We start from the raw sequence: 14094 nt of genomic DNA, 5'->3' as shown, positions 1-14094 counted from the left end.
CGCGCTCGCAGGAAACCGTCCGGTGGCGGGGGGAGGGGCTGGCCGGGACCGTTGGCGCCATGGATGGCGCCATCGAGCCCCCAAGGATGGGTTTACGGCGTGTCCCGGCCAGCCCCTCCCCCGGCCACAACCGGCATCAACAAAGGCGCCGGCAGGCGAACCAGCCGCCCGCGTTTTCATCAACTCAACTCAACCAGTCCTTGCACGCGCCATCCACCTGTTCACCGCACGCCTGCTGCATCCTCTGCTGCAATCGCGCCAGCGTCTCGGCACCCTGGTGCTTCCCGCTCCACGCCTTCAGCTGCCCGGCCAGGCGCTCGAAACGCTGGCGGGTGCGCTGGTGGTAACCCGACGGCTGCGCCTCCAGTTCGGCGATCAGCGAGGCGGTGGCCTGCTCGATGCGCGGCGCGTCGTTCGGCGCCAGCTTCAGCAACCCTTCCACGTACAGCACGCCCCATTGCACGCGGGTGGCCGGGCCCTGCGCACCGTCGTAGGCACGCTTCAACCACTCCAGCGCACCGGCAGTGTCGCTGCGGTGCTCGGCCAGTTCGGCCAGCTCGGGCATGTAATAGTAGGGCTGCTCGCTGCGCTTCAGCTCCGCCAGCAACAACGCCTCGGCACCGGCGTCGTCACCGACCTGGCGCAGTGCGTAGACCGCGCTGCTGATCGTGGCCTGGCGTGCATGCGCATCAGTGGCGGTGGCGTCGGCCGCGGCCACGCGCTGCTTGACCCGATCAACCAGCGGCGCGGGCAGTGCGCCCTTCGGCTGCTGCTGGCGGGCCAGCGATACTTCCGTCAGTGCGCGCGACAATGCGTCGTTGGCGCGCTCGCCGCGCTCGGCATCTGCGCGTTCCAGCGCGACCAGCAGCTGCTGGCCCAGCGTGTTGCGGGTGGCCGGCCCAGTACTGGCCTGCGTGACCAGCTGTGCGCCTGCATAGCCCAGCAACTCACGGTTGCGGCGGACTTCGGCCGGCTGCGCCAGCACGGCCTGCAGCAGCTCGCGTACTTCGGTAGGCGAGCTGGCGGGCGTGTCGGCGGTGGCCAAGGCCAGCAGGGCGAAGCGGCGCTGCAGGGCGGCATCCGGTGCCGCCTTGGACAGCTGGCGCAGTACATCCTGACTCCTGCGCTCGCCGGCCAGGCGGTTGGCGTCGACTTCCCAGCCGTAGTCGCTCAGTACCTGCCAGTCTTCTGCAGCCAACTTCTCCGGCGTGGCCAGGGCGGTGGCCAGAGTGGCAGCGATTGCACTGCGGCGCCCGGCGGCGACGGTCAATGCCCGGGTCAGTTCGGCGGCGTCGTTGCCACCGGCCACGCGTGTAAGTTCATTGCGCTGTGGGTCCAGCACGATCAGGGTCGGGTAGCCGCGCACCCCGAAGCGTTCGCCCCAGGCCTGCGCACCTTCCTCGTCGCCATCCAGGTAGACCGGCACGAACTTGCCGGTCAAGGCGATGAAGGCCGGGTCCTTGAACAGGCCGGCCTTGAGCTGGTTGCACGGTGGGCACCAGACCGCGCCCCAGTACAGCAGCACCGGCTTGCCGCTGTCTGCGGCTTCGGCGAAGGCATCATCGACGTCACCCTGGCGCCACGCGATTCCCTTGGCCGGCGCAGGTGCCTCGGCGGAGTTGGCGGTGGAAACCGGGGCCGGGGCGCAGGCACTCAGCGCCGAAGCCAGCAGCAACACGGAAAGCGCGACGCGCATCGGCAGGATCTCGAAGGGCAGGGTGACAGGGCATTGTAGGAACGCGCAGGGAACCCGCTGATTCAGTTTGCTCATGACGGACATGCGCCGGGGCATGACGCCCCGGGCATTGGCCGGCGCCCGTGCCTTCAGGCGGCTGCCCGCACCATCTGCTGGTAGACCAGCCCGTTGAACTCGCCGGCCTCACCGTCAATCACGAAGCCATAGCGCAGATAGGTCGGCACAGCGTTGAGCGATGCGCGTACGGTCAGGGCCGGCGCGCGTACCTGAGGCAGCACCGCCTCGAACAGTGCATGGCCGATGCCCTGTCCCTGGCAGCCGGGATCGACGAACAGCATCGCCAGGTGGCGACCTTCCTTCAGCTCGACCACGCCGATGATACGGCCGTCCTGCTCGGCCACCAGGATATGGTTGTCGCCGTGCAGGCGTTCACCGAACGCATCGGCGGCGGCGACATTGCCGAACGTGGCGATGCCGGTTGCGCTGAGCGAGGGCGCCACCGCCGCAGTGAACGCGGCCAGGCACACCGCGCTGATCGCGGGCAGGTCATCGACGCGGGCAGGGCGGATCGTCGGCATGCAGTGTTCTTCCCGTGGCGGGCTGCGCGTCATCGCTGCCCCATGCCTGCACGCTAAGCTGCAGGCATGAGTGATTTCAATCCCGCGTACGCTGCGTTGTTTCCAGGGCAGGGCTTGAGCCTGGGCCTGATGACGCCGGTGGCGTCGCAGGGGCTGGCCGATCCGCATCAGGCGCGGCGCATCGCGCGGTTGGCCGACGATCTTGGTTTCGCCGCGTTGTGGGCGCGCGATGTGCCGCTGATGGTGCCGCAGGGTCCGGACGCGACAGCAAGTGCGCTGGACGATCCGTTCCTGTGGCTGGGCATGCTGGCGGCCGCGACGGGGCACATCGTGGTCGGCAGCGCGGCCATCGTGCTGCCATTGCGCCAGCCGCTGCAGGTGGCGAAGTCGGCGTTGAGCCTGGACCGGATCAGCGGCGGACGCTTCGTACTGGGCCTGGGTTCGGGTGACCGCCCGGAAGAGTTCGCCGCATTCGGCGAGGATCTGGAGGGCAGGGCGGCGACCTTCCGTGAGCGTTGGACGTTGTTGCGGGCGGCGCTGTCACCGGCCGCCGATGAGCGCACCGCCGCATTGCAGGCCACTGGTGGCTTCGACGTGCTGCCAGCGCCGGCAACCCGCATTCCGATGCTGGTGGTGGGTACCGCGCGGCAGAGCCTGCAGTGGATAGCGCGTGAGGCCGAAGGCTGGGCCACCTATCACCGCGAAGAGGCCGCGCAGGAAGGGCGCATCGGCCTGTGGCAGCAGGCGCTGGCGCAGCGCGGCGGGCCAGGCAAGCCGTTCGTGCAGTCGATGCTGCTGGACCTGCAGGCAGATCCGCAGGCGCCGCCCGAGCCGCTGCCGCTGGGCCTGAAGGTCGGCCGCGAAGGCCTGCGTGAGTATCTGCTGCGCGTGCATGCGCAGGGCGTGGCGCATGTGATGTTCAACCTGATCGATAACGGGCGGACGATGGATGACGTGCTGCGCGAGATCGGGGAGCAGGTTCTGCCGGATATGCCCGGGTAGGTGTCCACCTTGGTGGACACGCTCTCGCCGCTGCGCCCGCTGAACTGCTGAGCGTTTCCTTCAGTAGCCGAGGCAGAAGCAGTCGAGCACCGCTCGACTCTACATGCAGCAGGCATCTGCGTATCATTCGCATTTGATATCCCGATGCCGGAGCCCCGCGTGACCCAACGTTCCCCCATGCACCCGACCGGACGCCTGTTCGCCGCGGTCGCTTTCATCGAGGCCGTGACCTGGGCCGGCCTGCTCATCGGCATGTGGATGAAGTACGGCCCGATGGCCAACGTGGCGCTGGTGAAGCTGTTCGGGCCGCTGCACGGCGTGGCCTTCCTGGTCTATGTGGCAGTCACCCTGTTTGCTGCCGTGCGCCTGCGTTGGCCGTGGTGGGCCAGTGCCCTGGCCCTGCTGGCAGCGATCCCGCCGCTGGTGACGCTGCCCCTGGAGTGGTGGTTCAAGCGCCGTGGCCTGCTCGGCCTGCGTGCAATGCGCTGAACCCAGTGTTGCGCGCCCATTCAAGAGAATGGGTATCAAATGCAAATACGAGCCGTTATCATTTGAGGGTGGCATCTGGCCCTGAGCAGAGTCGGTGCCGGGTGGGGCGCGCAGGCGCGCCCGGCCAATCCTTTCCTGTTACGGCTGGTGTTTCATGCACGCACGTCCCGTCGTTCCCGGCTTGCCGGCGCTGGTGTTGGCTGCCCTGATTGGCACCATGGCGATGATGTCCTTCGTCGCCGTGATCGGCCCGGTGGTCCGCATGCTCGGTTTGTCCGAGTGGCATGCCGGGCTGTCAGTCACCGCCGCAGGCGTGTTGTGGATGCTGGCCGCGCGCCCCTGGGGCCAGCTCAGCGACCGCATCGGCCGCAAGCGCGTGCTGATGCTGGCGATGAGTGCCTACACCGTGGTCTACATCGCGCTGGCGGTGTTCATCGACGTGGCCCTGCAGGCGGTGCCGCCGGTGCTGGTGTCAGTGCTGGTGCTGGTCGCTGCGCGCGGCCTGATCGGCCTGTTCTACGCAGCGGTGCCTCCTACCGCAGCTGCGCTGATCGCCGACAAGGCACCGACCGGGCAGCGTGCGAAGTTCCTCGCCCGCCTGGGCAGCGCCAACGCATTGGGCATGGTGCTGGGCCCGGCTGCCGCGGGTTGGCTGGCCTATACGAACCTGTCGCTGGCGCTGTACGTGGCCGCACTGTTGCCACTGCTGGCGTTGGCGCTGCTGGCCTGGCGACTGCCGGCGACGCCGCCCGTGGTGGGCGTTTCCGCCCAGCGCCGCGCGCCGATGAGCTGCCTCGACCCGCGCCTGCGCCTGCCGCAGCTGGCGGCGTTCATCGCCATGGTCTCGGTGACCATCGCGCAGGTGACGGTGGGCTTTTTCGCGATTGATCGGCTGGGCCTGGATGCGGCGGCCGGTGCGCGCATGGCCGGCATCGCGCTGACGGCGGTCGGCGTTGGCCTGATCCTGGCGCAGGCGCTGGTGATGAAGCTGGAGGTTCATCCGCGCCGCTGGATCGCCCTCGGCGCCGTGATCTCAGGCATTGGCTTTGCTTCGGTGGCGGGCGTGCAGCAGGGCTGGCAGCTGCCGGCGGCGTACGCGCTGGCCGCGTTCGGCATGGGCTTCGTGTTCCCTTCGTTCCAGGCGCTGGCCGCCGACGCGGTGGAAGCGCATGAGCAGGGCGCTTCGGCAGGCACGGTCGCTGCCGCGCAGGGGCTGGGCATGGTGGCCGGGCCGATGCTCGGCACGCTGTTGTATCGCGGCGGGCCCAGCCTGCCATACCTGCTGGTCGGCGCGTTGCTGCTGTTGCTGTGCGCGCTGGCTGCAGCGCATCGGATGAAGGAGACCCCATGAACGATTCCCTGATGCAGGGCGCGTGGCCGGAGGCTGCGCCAGCGCCGCAGGAGAGCAGCGACGACGCGACGCTGTTCCTCCTGCGGCACGCTGGCCAGCACGTGCACGCACGCGGTTGCCGCGCCACGCTGCCGGCCGGTGCGCTGGCGACGTTGGCGGAACGCGTTTCGGTGTTCTTTGCCCAGCAGCGCGGCGGCCCGGGCCTGCTGGTTGGCGCAGTCCCATTCGAACCCCGTGCCGACGACGCGTTGTACCAGCCCGAGCGCCTGCTGCCAGCGCTGGCACTACAGCCACAGGCCGCGCCAGCGCTGGAGGGTGCCCTGCAGGCCGAGCCTTCGGCGCAGGCGTACGCGGCGTCGGTGGCTGCGGCGGTGCAGGCACTGCGCGCGCCCGAACTGGACCTTCAGAAGGTGGTGCTGGCGCGCAGCCTGGTGGCACGCACCCACCGGGTGCTGTCTCCGGACGTGCTGCTGGCACGGCTGGGCGCGGATCCTTCGGTGGCGACCTATGCGGTTCCGCTGCCGGTGGAAGTGGGTCAGGCGCCAGCGTGGCTGGTGGGCGCGACCCCGGAATTGCTGCTGCGCAAGCGTGGTGCTGAGCTGTTGTCGCACCCGCTGGCGGGGTCTGCGCGGCGCTGCGCCGATGCTGCCGAGGACGAGCGCGCCGCGCAGAACCTGCTGGCCTCGACCAAGGACCATGACGAGCACCGTCATGTGGTCGAGGCGATCGTCGAGGGTCTGGCGCCGTATTGCAGCCACATCGATGCACAGCCGCGGCCGGCGCTGCATGCCACCGCCAGCATGTGGCATCTGGGCACACGCATCCATGCCACGCTGAAGGATCCGCACACGTCGGCCGCCGAGCTGCTGGCGCAACTGCACCCTACGCCGGCGGTCTGCGGTACGCCGCGGTTGGCGGCGCTGCAGCGCATCCGCGAGCTGGAAACGGTGCCGCGCGGCTTCTATGCCGGCGCCGTGGGCTGGTTGGATGCGCAGGGTGACGGCGACTGGTATGTGGCAATCCGCTGCGCACGCCTGCAGGGAATGCAGCTGCGCCTGTTCGCCGGCGCCGGCATCGTTGCCGACTCGCAGCCCGAGGCCGAGGTGGCCGAGACCGCTGCGAAGTTCGCCGCCCTGCTGAATGCGCTGGGTGTCCATGAATCCGCGCCTGCGATCGAGCCTGCCGCATGACTACCTCCACTGACGCTTCCCGCCTGGCACTGCAGCAGGTGTGGCCGGATGACCTGGTCGCGCGCTATCGCGAGGCCGGTCATTGGCGTGGCGAGACCTTTCCGGCGTTCCTGCGCGAACGTGCAGAACGCTATGCCGATGACATCGCGGTGGTCGCCGGCGACGTGCGCCTGAGCTATGCGCAGCTGTGGCACGAGGCCGGGCGGATCGGTGCAGGCCTGCTGGCGCTGGGCCTGCAGCCTGGCGAACGGGTGCTGGTGCAGCTGGGCAACACCGCAGGCTTCATCACCACGGTCTGCGGCCTGTTCCGGGCCGGCCTGGTGCCGGTGTACGCGCTGCCGGCGCACCGCATCACCGAGCTGGCGCACTTCGCCAACAAGGCCGAAGCCAGTGCCTACATCACCACGCCACTGCACGATGGCTTCGATCATCGCGGGCTGGCGCGGGCACTACAGGCCGAGGCCCCGGCAGTGCGCCATGTGGTGATCGACGGCGATGCGGCGGAGTTCATCGCGCTGGAGGCACTGCAGGGCGATCGCAGCCGGTTGCCGGCCGATCCGGACCCGCAGTCTGTGGCGTTCCTGCAGATTTCCGGTGGGAGCACCGGGCTGTCCAAGCTGATTCCACGCACGCATGACGACTACATCTATTCGTTCCGTGCCAGCAATGAAATCTGCGGCATCGACCGCGACAGCGTCTACCTGGTCGCGCTGCCGGCCGCGCACAATTTCCCGATGAGCTCGCCCGGCTTCTTCGGCGCGTTGTATGCCGGTGCCCGCGTGGTGCTCAGCCCCGGCCCCGGGCCGGACGCCGCATTCCCGCTGATCGCACGGGAGCGGGTGACCTGCTGCGGCCTGGTGCCGCCGCTGGCGCTGCTGTGGGCGCAGGCCGCCGCCACCAGCAAGTATGACGTGTCGAGCCTGCAGGTGCTGCAGGTGGGCGGTGCCAAACTGGTGCCGGAAGCCGCACGGCGAGTGATCGACGGCCTTGGCTGCACGCTGCAGCAGGTGTTTGGCATGGCCGAAGGCCTGGTCAACTACACGCGGCTGGATGATCCGGAGGACCTGATCGTGGCTTGCCAGGGTCGGCCGATCAGTCCGGACGACGAAGTGCGCGTGGTCGATGACCATGACCAGCCGGTGGCCGAAGGCGAGGTGGGGCATCTGCTCACCCGTGGCCCGTACACCATCCGTGGCTACCACAACGATGCGGTGGCCAATGCGCGCTCGTTCACCGATGACGGCTTCTACCGTACCGGTGACCGTGTGCAGCAGCTGCCCGGAGGCTACCTGGTGGTGCAGGGGCGTGCGGGTGACCACATCAACCGGGCGGGCGAGAAGATCTCTGCTGAAGAGATAGAGGACCACCTGCTGGCACATCCGGGCGTGTTCGATGCGGCCGTGGTCTCGATTCCCGACGAGTACCTGGGCGAGCGCAGCTGCGCCTTTGTGATCCCGCAGGGCGAACCGTTCAAGGCGCCGGCACTGAAGGCCTGGATGCGCGGGCGCGGCCTGGCGGCGTTCAAGGTGCCCGACCAGATCGTGTTCGTCGACAGTTTCAATACCACGGCGGTCGGCAAGATCAGCCGCCGCGAATTGCGCGCGCAGCTGCGTGCGCGTCATCTGCAACAGACAGGAGGAACGCGCTGATGGCGCTGCCCCGTATCACCGACTATCCCTTGCCGACCGCCGCCGAACTACCGCAGGCGCGTGGCCCGTGGCGCCCGCAGCGCGATCGTGTGGCTTTGCTGGTGCACGACATGCAACGCTACTTCCTGGCGGCATTCGACGCCGGCAGCACGCCCTTGCGGCCGGCGGTGGACAACATCGTGCGCCTGCTGGCGCACTGCCGCGCGCAGGGCATTCCGGTGTTCTACACCGCCCAGCACGGTGACCAGGACCGTCGCGACCGCGGCCTTCAGGCCGACCTGTGGGGACCGGGCATGCGTCGCAGCGCCGATCATGAGCCGATCATCGAGGCGCTGGCGCCGCAGCCGGGCGAGCATGTGCTGGTCAAGCATCGCTATAGCGCCTTCCAGCGCAGCAACCTGGAGACGCTGATGCGGGTACGTGGGCGTGATCAGCTGCTGGTGACCGGCGTGTACGCCCATATCGGCTGTACCGCGACCGTGGTCGATGCCTTCCAGCGTGATATCGAGGCCTTCATCGCCGCTGATGCGGTGGCCGACTTCTCGCGTGCCGATCACGATCAGGCGCTGCACTGGATCGCGCGCACCTGTGGTGTGCCGATGACCACCGATCAGCTGCTGGAGGTGCTGTGATGGCTGCCATGGGTGAGGCGCTGGATCTGGAGCGGATGCGTGCCGACGTGGCGCGTGTCCTGGAGTGCACGCCGGCCGAGATCGGTGACGACGACAACCTGATCGACCTGGACCTGGACTCGATGCGCATGCTCGGCCTGGTCCTGGCCTGGGGCAACAATGGCCTTCCGCTGGAGTTCTCGCAGTTGGCCGAGCACACCACGCTGCGCCAGTGGTGGGGTGTGGTGCAGCAACTGCAGGCCGCGCAGAACGCATGAACGCCGCAGCGCTGGCCACGCCGGTGGCGTTGACCGAGGCCCAGGCTGGGCTGTGGTTTGCACAGCGGCTGGCACCGGCCAATCCGTCATTCAATACCGCGCACGCGGTATGGATCGACGGCCCGCTGGACGTGGCCGCGTTCGTCGCAGCGGCAGACCGGGCTGCGCGCGAGGCCGAGGCTTTCGCATTGCGCTTTGCCGAAGGTGCCGATGGCCAGCCACTACAGTGGCATGACCCGGTACACGTACCGCTGCTTTCCGTACGCGATGTGTCCGCCGAGGCGGATCCCGCCGCTGCGGCACGCAGCCTGATGCACGCCGACCGGCTGAGCCCGGTCGATCCCACCCGCGACCGGATCAGCCAGCAGGTGCTGCTTGAACTGGGTGGGCAGCGCTGGGTCTGGTACCTGCGGGTGCATCATCTGGCTGCCGATGGCTACGGCATGGCGCTGTTCACCGATCGCGTGTGCGCGTTGTACGCCGGCCGCAAGGGTGAGCCACTGCCAGGACTGTCCGCTGTGCTGGCCGACGATGCCGCCTACCGTGCCGATCCGCGCCGCGTGCAGGCCGGGCAGTGGTGGCGTGAGCACATGCAGGGCGCACCGGCAGGCGCAGGCCTGGCCGGCACGCTCGCGGCCAGTGACGACGCGCTGCGCTGGGTGCAGCCGCTCGATGCGGCATTCCGTGAGCTGTTGCTGCAGGCTTCGGTGCGTTGGCTGCAGCCTTGGCCGGATGTGCTGGCCGCGCTGGCGGCCGAGTACCTGCGGCGGATGAGTGGCGCCGATGAAGTGGTGCTGGGCGTGCCCTACATGGGGCGGTTGGGCAACGCGTCGGCGCGGGTGCCGGCGATGGTCATGAATGTGTTGCCGCTGCGCGCGGCGGCCGGCGAGGGCAGCGTCGAGGCCTTTGCCCGGGGCCTGGGTCGCCAGCTCAGCCAGGGCCGCAGGCACGGCCGCTACCGGGGCGAGCAGCTGCGCCGGGACCTGGGCCTGGTCGGCACGCAGCAGCGCCTGCACGGCCCGCTGGTGAATGTGCAGCCGTTCTACAGGCCGCCGGCCCTGCCCGGCGTGCAGGCGGCGCTGGAGGTGCTGTGCACCGGGCCGGTGGATGACCTGGCGCTGGGTTTCCGTGGCGATGGCCAGCACCTGCTGGATCTGGAGATCGAGGCCAATCCCGCGCTGTACAGTCGCGAGGATGTCGAGGCGCACGCGGCGCGGCTGCTGAATTTCGTGTCGGCGGCGCTGCAGGCTGACGATATCGAAGCCGTACCCTTGGCCACGCCCATGGAGGCGCAAGAGGTGCTGCAGGGTTTCAACGCCACCGCGCACGCGCTTCCTGAGACCACCCTGGTTGAATTGCTGCAGCAGGGCATGGATCGGGACCCGCACGCGCCTGCGCTGGTGTTCGGCGATGCTGCCATGGATTACGCAACGCTGGAAGCGCGCAGTTTCGCGCTGGCGGCACAGCTGCGGGCGATGGGTGTCGGCCCGGGCAGCGTGGTGGCGGTGGCATTGCCGCGCTCGCTGGCGCTGGTGATCGCGCTGGTGGCCGTGCTGCGCGCAGGCGCGGCCTACCTGCCGCTGGACCTTGCCCATCCCGACGAGCGGCTGGCGCGGATCTTCGCCTCGGCGCAGCCGGTGTGCGTTCTGGCTGCGGCGGAGGTTTCGGCGCGCATGGCCGGCGTACCGGTGCTCGCGCCGGAGCAGTGGACCGCGCTGAGCTTCGCCGCGCCGTGGGCCGATCCGGCGCCCAGCGATGCGGCCTATGTGATCTATACCTCCGGTTCGACCGGGGAACCGAAGGGCGTGGTCGTCGAACACCGTGCCATCGTCAACCGCCTGCTGTGGATGCGCGAGCACTACGGCATCCGCGCCGATGACCGCGTGCTGCAGAAAACCCCGGCCACCTTCGATGTCTCGGTCTGGGAGTTCTTCCTGCCGTTGCTGTGCGGAGCCACGCTGGTGGTTGCCGGGCCCGATGCGCATCGCGACCCCACCGAACTGGCGCGGCTGATCCGCGGGCATGGCATCACCACGGCGCATTTCGTGCCGTCGATGCTCGATGCCTTCCTCGCTGCACCGGCCTCCGAAGGCCTGCAGCTGCGACGGGTATTCACCAGTGGCGAGGCGCTGGACGCCGCGTTGCGCGACCGCTTCCACGCGCGCATGCACGCCGAGCTGCACAACCTGTACGGCCCGACCGAAGCCGCGGTGGACGTCAGCTACTGGCCAGCGTCGGCGCAGGATCGATCGCGGCCGGTGCCGATCGGCTTCCCGGTCTGGAATACCCGCCTTTACGTGCTGGACGCGCGGATGCAGCCGGTGCCGGTCGGTGTGGCCGGTGACCTTTATCTGGGCGGTGTGCAGCTGGCGCGTGGCTATCTCGGTCGCGAGGACCTGACTGCCGAACGCTTCCTTGCCGATCCTTTCCTGGCGGGCGAGCGCATCTACCGCACCGGCGACATAGCGCGCTGGCGCAGCGATGGCGCGGTGGAGTACCTGGGCCGCAGCGACCATCAGGTGAAACTGCGCGGCCTGCGCATCGAGTTGGGCGAGATCGAGGCGGCTTTGCGCGAACTGCCGGGCATGGAGCGGGTGGAAGTGCTCCTGCGCCACGACGCACCCGGCGATGCCCGGCTGGTAGCCTATGTGCCGTCGGCACTGGCCGACGCCAGCATGCTGCGCAGTCATCTGGCCACACGCGTGCCGGATTACATGGTGCCGTCCGCCTTCGTTGGCGTGGATCACTGGCCGGTGACCGCCAACGGCAAGTTGGATCGCAACGCGCTGCCCGTACCACCGCGGCAGGAGATCGCCGGGCTGGCGCCGCGCACGCCGTTGGAACAGGAGCTGGCGTCGCTGTTTGCCCAGGCACTCGGGCGAGAAGCGCCGGTGGCGGTGGATGCGGATTTCTTCAGTCTCGGCGGTGACTCACTGTCGGCGGTGCACCTGCTGCTGGCGATCGAACAGCGCTGGCGCTGCGATCTCGGTCTGGGGGCCTTGTTTGCCCAGCCCACCGTGGCTGCGCTGGCGGTTCGCATTGCCGAGCCGCCCGCGCTGGCCGATCACGCACTGGGGCCGGTGATTGCGCTGGCCGCGACCGAACCGGCCGGGCCTACGCCGCTGTTCGTGCTGCACCCGGCCGGCGGCATCGCCTGGAACTACCGCGCCCTGGCCCGGGCACTGCAGCCGGCACGCCCGGTATATGGCCTGCAGTCGCCGGCACTGGACGCGCGGCAGCCGCTGCCGAGCAGTATCGAGGCGATGGCCAACGACTACGTACAGCGTGTGGTCGCATTGCAGCCGACGGGGGCGGTGCATCTGCTGGGCTGGTCGGTGGGTGGCATCCTCGCCCAGGCGATGGCGGTGCGACTGCATGAGATCGGGCGCGAGGTCGGCGAACTTGTACTGCTGGACGCCTATCCCAGCGAGTGCTGGCGGGCCGAGCCGGAGCCCGATGCCATCGCCGCATTGCGGGCACTGCTGGCGATTGCCGGTCATGACCCGGATGCGCATCCGGAACTGGACAGCCGGGAACGCATTCTCGCGTTCCTGCGTCGTGGCGGCAGTGCGCTGGGTAGCCTGCCGGATGTCGTGCTGGATGGCGTGGTGCGCGCCGTGACCGGCACCAATCGACTGATCCGTGAACATATCCACCGGCCGTTCGATGGCACGCTGGTGCATGTGCGTGCCGGTCGAGATCACCAGGCGCGGCCACAGTTGCGGTCGGCGTTGTGGCGGGCACACGCGCGCAGGGTGCAGTCGTTGGAACTGCCATTCCTGCACGCAGAGCTGACCGGACGCGATGCAGTGGCGCAGCTCGCGCCGTGGTTGTCGGCACGCTTGCGCCAATGGGACGAACAACAGGAGATCGCAACATGCAGTTGACCGGTTTCAAAGGCCGCGTGGCGTTGGTGACCGGCGCCGCCGGTGGCATCGGCGAGGCACTGGTACGGTTGCTGGCCGAGGCCGGTTGCACCGTGGTGGCGACCGATCGCGAGGCGCCTGTTACGGCAGATGTGCGTGTGCATACCTTCGCACTCGACGTGACCGACAGTGCCGCCGTGGACGGCTTGGTGGATCAGGTCGAGTCCAGCATCGGGCCGATCATGCTGGCCGCCAGCGTGGCCGGTGTGCTGCATGTGGGCGGCGTGACCGAGACCGGCGATGACGACTGGCGCCGGGTGTTCGCGGTGAACACCGACGGGGTGTTCCATGTCGGGCGTGCCCTGGCGCGGGTGATGTCGCCGCGCGGGCAGGGCGCGATGGTTACCGTCAGCTCGAATGCGGCCGGTGTGCCGAGGCATGGCATGGCCGCCTATGCGGCATCCAAGGCCGCCGCCACGATGTTCACCCGCTGCCTCGGGCTGGAGCTGGCGCCGTTGGGCATCCGCTGCAACATCGTCGCCCCGGGGTCCACGCTGACCCCGATGCAGACCGGCATGTGGCAGGACGAGCACGGAGCCGAACGGGTGATCGTCGGCAACCTGGAGACCTACAAGGCCGGCATCCCACTGCGCAAGCTGGCCACCCCGGAAGACATCGCGCACTCGGCGATGTTCCTGCTCTCCGAGCAGGCCGGGCACGTAGCGATGAGCGACCTGTACGTGGACGGCGGCGCCACCCTGCGCGGCTGAGGTCTGGTAGTGCCGGCCGCTGGCCGGCAACCTCATTCAACTTCAGACATCTCCCAACCCCCATCGAGGCTTGGCCTGACAGCCAACGCCCAATGATCGACCCACCATGGCGCATGAGCAGCCATCGCCTCCGCCTGGGCCGTCACTCGATCATCGGCCAGGCCTATGTCCTGACAACCACGACCCACCAGCGCCGCCGGCTCTTTGAAAGCGAAGCTGCAGCAGCATGTGTAATCGACCAGTTCCATTACGTCGAACAGTGCGGGCTCGTATGGTCACACGCATGGGTTGTCATGCCGGATCACGTCCACTGGATGTTCGAGCTGCGTGCAGTTCACCTTCCAGACGTCGCGCGCCGGATGAAATCGTCGAGCGCACTTGCCCTGAATCGCCTGGCGGGCCGTCGAGGTACGGTGTGGCAGCCCGGCTACTTCGATCATGCAGTAAGGACCGAAGAGTCGCTGGCGCGGCAGGCCCTGTACATCCTGGGCAATCCGGTGCGCGCCGGTCTTGCTGGGCAGATTGGCGAGTATCCGTATGCGTGGTCGGCCTGGGGGTGATGCCGGCCAGCGGCCGACACTACCACAGCGCAGATCCCGTTCCGGTGCACAGGG

At 68.8% G+C, this 14094-nt stretch carries 12 protein-coding genes; 10 read left to right on the top strand and 2 right to left on the bottom strand.

The features are described 5' to 3' along the window. Positions 1–184: 184 nt before the first annotated feature. Together N5E02_RS17100 and N5E02_RS17095 are read right to left on the bottom strand one after the other, a co-directional pair. Complete coding sequence (locus N5E02_RS17100) at positions 185–1696, bottom strand: thioredoxin family protein (RefSeq protein ID WP_279946537.1); 1512 nt, start codon at positions 1694–1696, stop codon at positions 185–187. A gap of 128 nt (positions 1697–1824) precedes the next feature. Further along, the gene (locus N5E02_RS17095; RefSeq protein WP_065185774.1) at positions 1825–2274 is read right to left on the bottom strand and encodes a GNAT family N-acetyltransferase; all 450 of its coding nucleotides are present in this window, start codon (positions 2272–2274) and stop codon (positions 1825–1827) included. 66 nt (positions 2275–2340) lie between these two features. Here N5E02_RS17095 and N5E02_RS17090 point away from each other — a divergent pair, with 66 nt between their 5' ends. From N5E02_RS17090 to N5E02_RS17045, 10 genes are all read left to right on the top strand, one after another. Beyond that, positions 2341–3276 carry a TIGR03571 family LLM class oxidoreductase gene (locus N5E02_RS17090; RefSeq protein WP_262090766.1) on the top strand — a complete coding sequence of 312 codons (936 nt, stop codon included), beginning with the start codon at positions 2341–2343 and terminating at the stop codon, positions 3274–3276. Between the two features lie 177 nt (positions 3277–3453). After that, positions 3454–3765, top strand: coding sequence for a DUF3817 domain-containing protein (locus N5E02_RS17085; protein ID WP_032129991.1), 312 nt, complete (start codon positions 3454–3456; stop codon positions 3763–3765). Between the two features lie 154 nt (positions 3766–3919). Further along, positions 3920–5116, top strand: coding sequence for an MFS transporter (locus N5E02_RS17080; protein ID WP_279946536.1), 1197 nt, complete (start codon positions 3920–3922; stop codon positions 5114–5116). Then, positions 5113–6306, top strand: coding sequence for an isochorismate synthase (locus N5E02_RS17075; protein WP_279946535.1), 1194 nt, complete (start codon positions 5113–5115; stop codon positions 6304–6306). Before N5E02_RS17080 ends, N5E02_RS17075 begins: the two co-directional genes overlap by 4 nt. Beyond that, a complete protein-coding gene (locus tag N5E02_RS17070; protein ID WP_279946534.1) occupies positions 6303–7955 on the top strand; it encodes an AMP-binding protein in 1653 nt (550 codons plus the stop codon). Before N5E02_RS17075 ends, N5E02_RS17070 begins: the two co-directional genes overlap by 4 nt. Next, the gene (locus tag N5E02_RS17065) at positions 7955–8587 is read left to right on the top strand and encodes an isochorismatase family protein (protein WP_139727224.1); all 633 of its coding nucleotides are present in this window, start codon (positions 7955–7957) and stop codon (positions 8585–8587) included. The genes N5E02_RS17070 and N5E02_RS17065 overlap by 1 nt, the downstream gene beginning before the upstream one ends. Continuing rightward, the gene (locus N5E02_RS17060; protein ID WP_065179204.1) at positions 8587–8844 is read left to right on the top strand and encodes a phosphopantetheine-binding protein; all 258 of its coding nucleotides are present in this window, start codon (positions 8587–8589) and stop codon (positions 8842–8844) included. Before N5E02_RS17065 ends, N5E02_RS17060 begins: the two co-directional genes overlap by 1 nt. Further along, positions 8841–12731, top strand: a complete 3891-nt coding sequence (locus N5E02_RS17055; protein ID WP_279946533.1) for an amino acid adenylation domain-containing protein — start codon at positions 8841–8843, stop codon at positions 12729–12731. The genes N5E02_RS17060 and N5E02_RS17055 overlap by 4 nt, the downstream gene beginning before the upstream one ends. Next, positions 12722–13480: a 2,3-dihydro-2,3-dihydroxybenzoate dehydrogenase gene (locus N5E02_RS17050; protein WP_279946532.1), complete on the top strand. Its 759-nt coding sequence runs from the start codon at positions 12722–12724 to the stop codon at positions 13478–13480. The genes N5E02_RS17055 and N5E02_RS17050 overlap by 10 nt, the downstream gene beginning before the upstream one ends. 113 nt (positions 13481–13593) lie before the next feature. Next, positions 13594–14040 carry a transposase gene (locus N5E02_RS17045; RefSeq protein ID WP_279946530.1) on the top strand — a complete coding sequence of 149 codons (447 nt, stop codon included), beginning with the start codon at positions 13594–13596 and terminating at the stop codon, positions 14038–14040. Positions 14041–14094 lie beyond the last annotated feature (54 nt).

Origin of the sequence: Stenotrophomonas sp. GD03777, from assembly GCF_029842485.1 — a bacterium.
Classification (GTDB): Bacteria; Pseudomonadota; Gammaproteobacteria; order Xanthomonadales; family Xanthomonadaceae; genus Stenotrophomonas; species Stenotrophomonas sepilia.
This window is presented reverse-complemented; position numbering and strand designations above follow the sequence as displayed.

Coding starts and splice junctions, on each gene's coding strand:
- N5E02_RS17100 (WP_279946537.1), bottom strand. CDS start 1,696: ATGCGCGTCGCGCTTTCCGTGTTGCTGCTGGCTTCGGCGCTGAGTGCC.
- N5E02_RS17095 (WP_065185774.1), bottom strand. CDS start 2,274: ATGCCGACGATCCGCCCTGCCCGCGTCGATGACCTGCCCGCGATCAGC.
- N5E02_RS17090 (WP_262090766.1), top strand. CDS start 2,341: ATGAGTGATTTCAATCCCGCGTACGCTGCGTTGTTTCCAGGGCAGGGC.
- N5E02_RS17085 (WP_032129991.1), top strand. CDS start 3,454: ATGCACCCGACCGGACGCCTGTTCGCCGCGGTCGCTTTCATCGAGGCC.
- N5E02_RS17080 (WP_279946536.1), top strand. CDS start 3,920: ATGCACGCACGTCCCGTCGTTCCCGGCTTGCCGGCGCTGGTGTTGGCT.
- N5E02_RS17075 (WP_279946535.1), top strand. CDS start 5,113: ATGAACGATTCCCTGATGCAGGGCGCGTGGCCGGAGGCTGCGCCAGCG.
- N5E02_RS17070 (WP_279946534.1), top strand. CDS start 6,303: ATGACTACCTCCACTGACGCTTCCCGCCTGGCACTGCAGCAGGTGTGG.
- N5E02_RS17065 (WP_139727224.1), top strand. CDS start 7,955: ATGGCGCTGCCCCGTATCACCGACTATCCCTTGCCGACCGCCGCCGAA.
- N5E02_RS17060 (WP_065179204.1), top strand. CDS start 8,587: ATGGCTGCCATGGGTGAGGCGCTGGATCTGGAGCGGATGCGTGCCGAC.
- N5E02_RS17055 (WP_279946533.1), top strand. CDS start 8,841: ATGAACGCCGCAGCGCTGGCCACGCCGGTGGCGTTGACCGAGGCCCAG.
- N5E02_RS17050 (WP_279946532.1), top strand. CDS start 12,722: ATGCAGTTGACCGGTTTCAAAGGCCGCGTGGCGTTGGTGACCGGCGCC.
- N5E02_RS17045 (WP_279946530.1), top strand. CDS start 13,594: ATGAGCAGCCATCGCCTCCGCCTGGGCCGTCACTCGATCATCGGCCAG.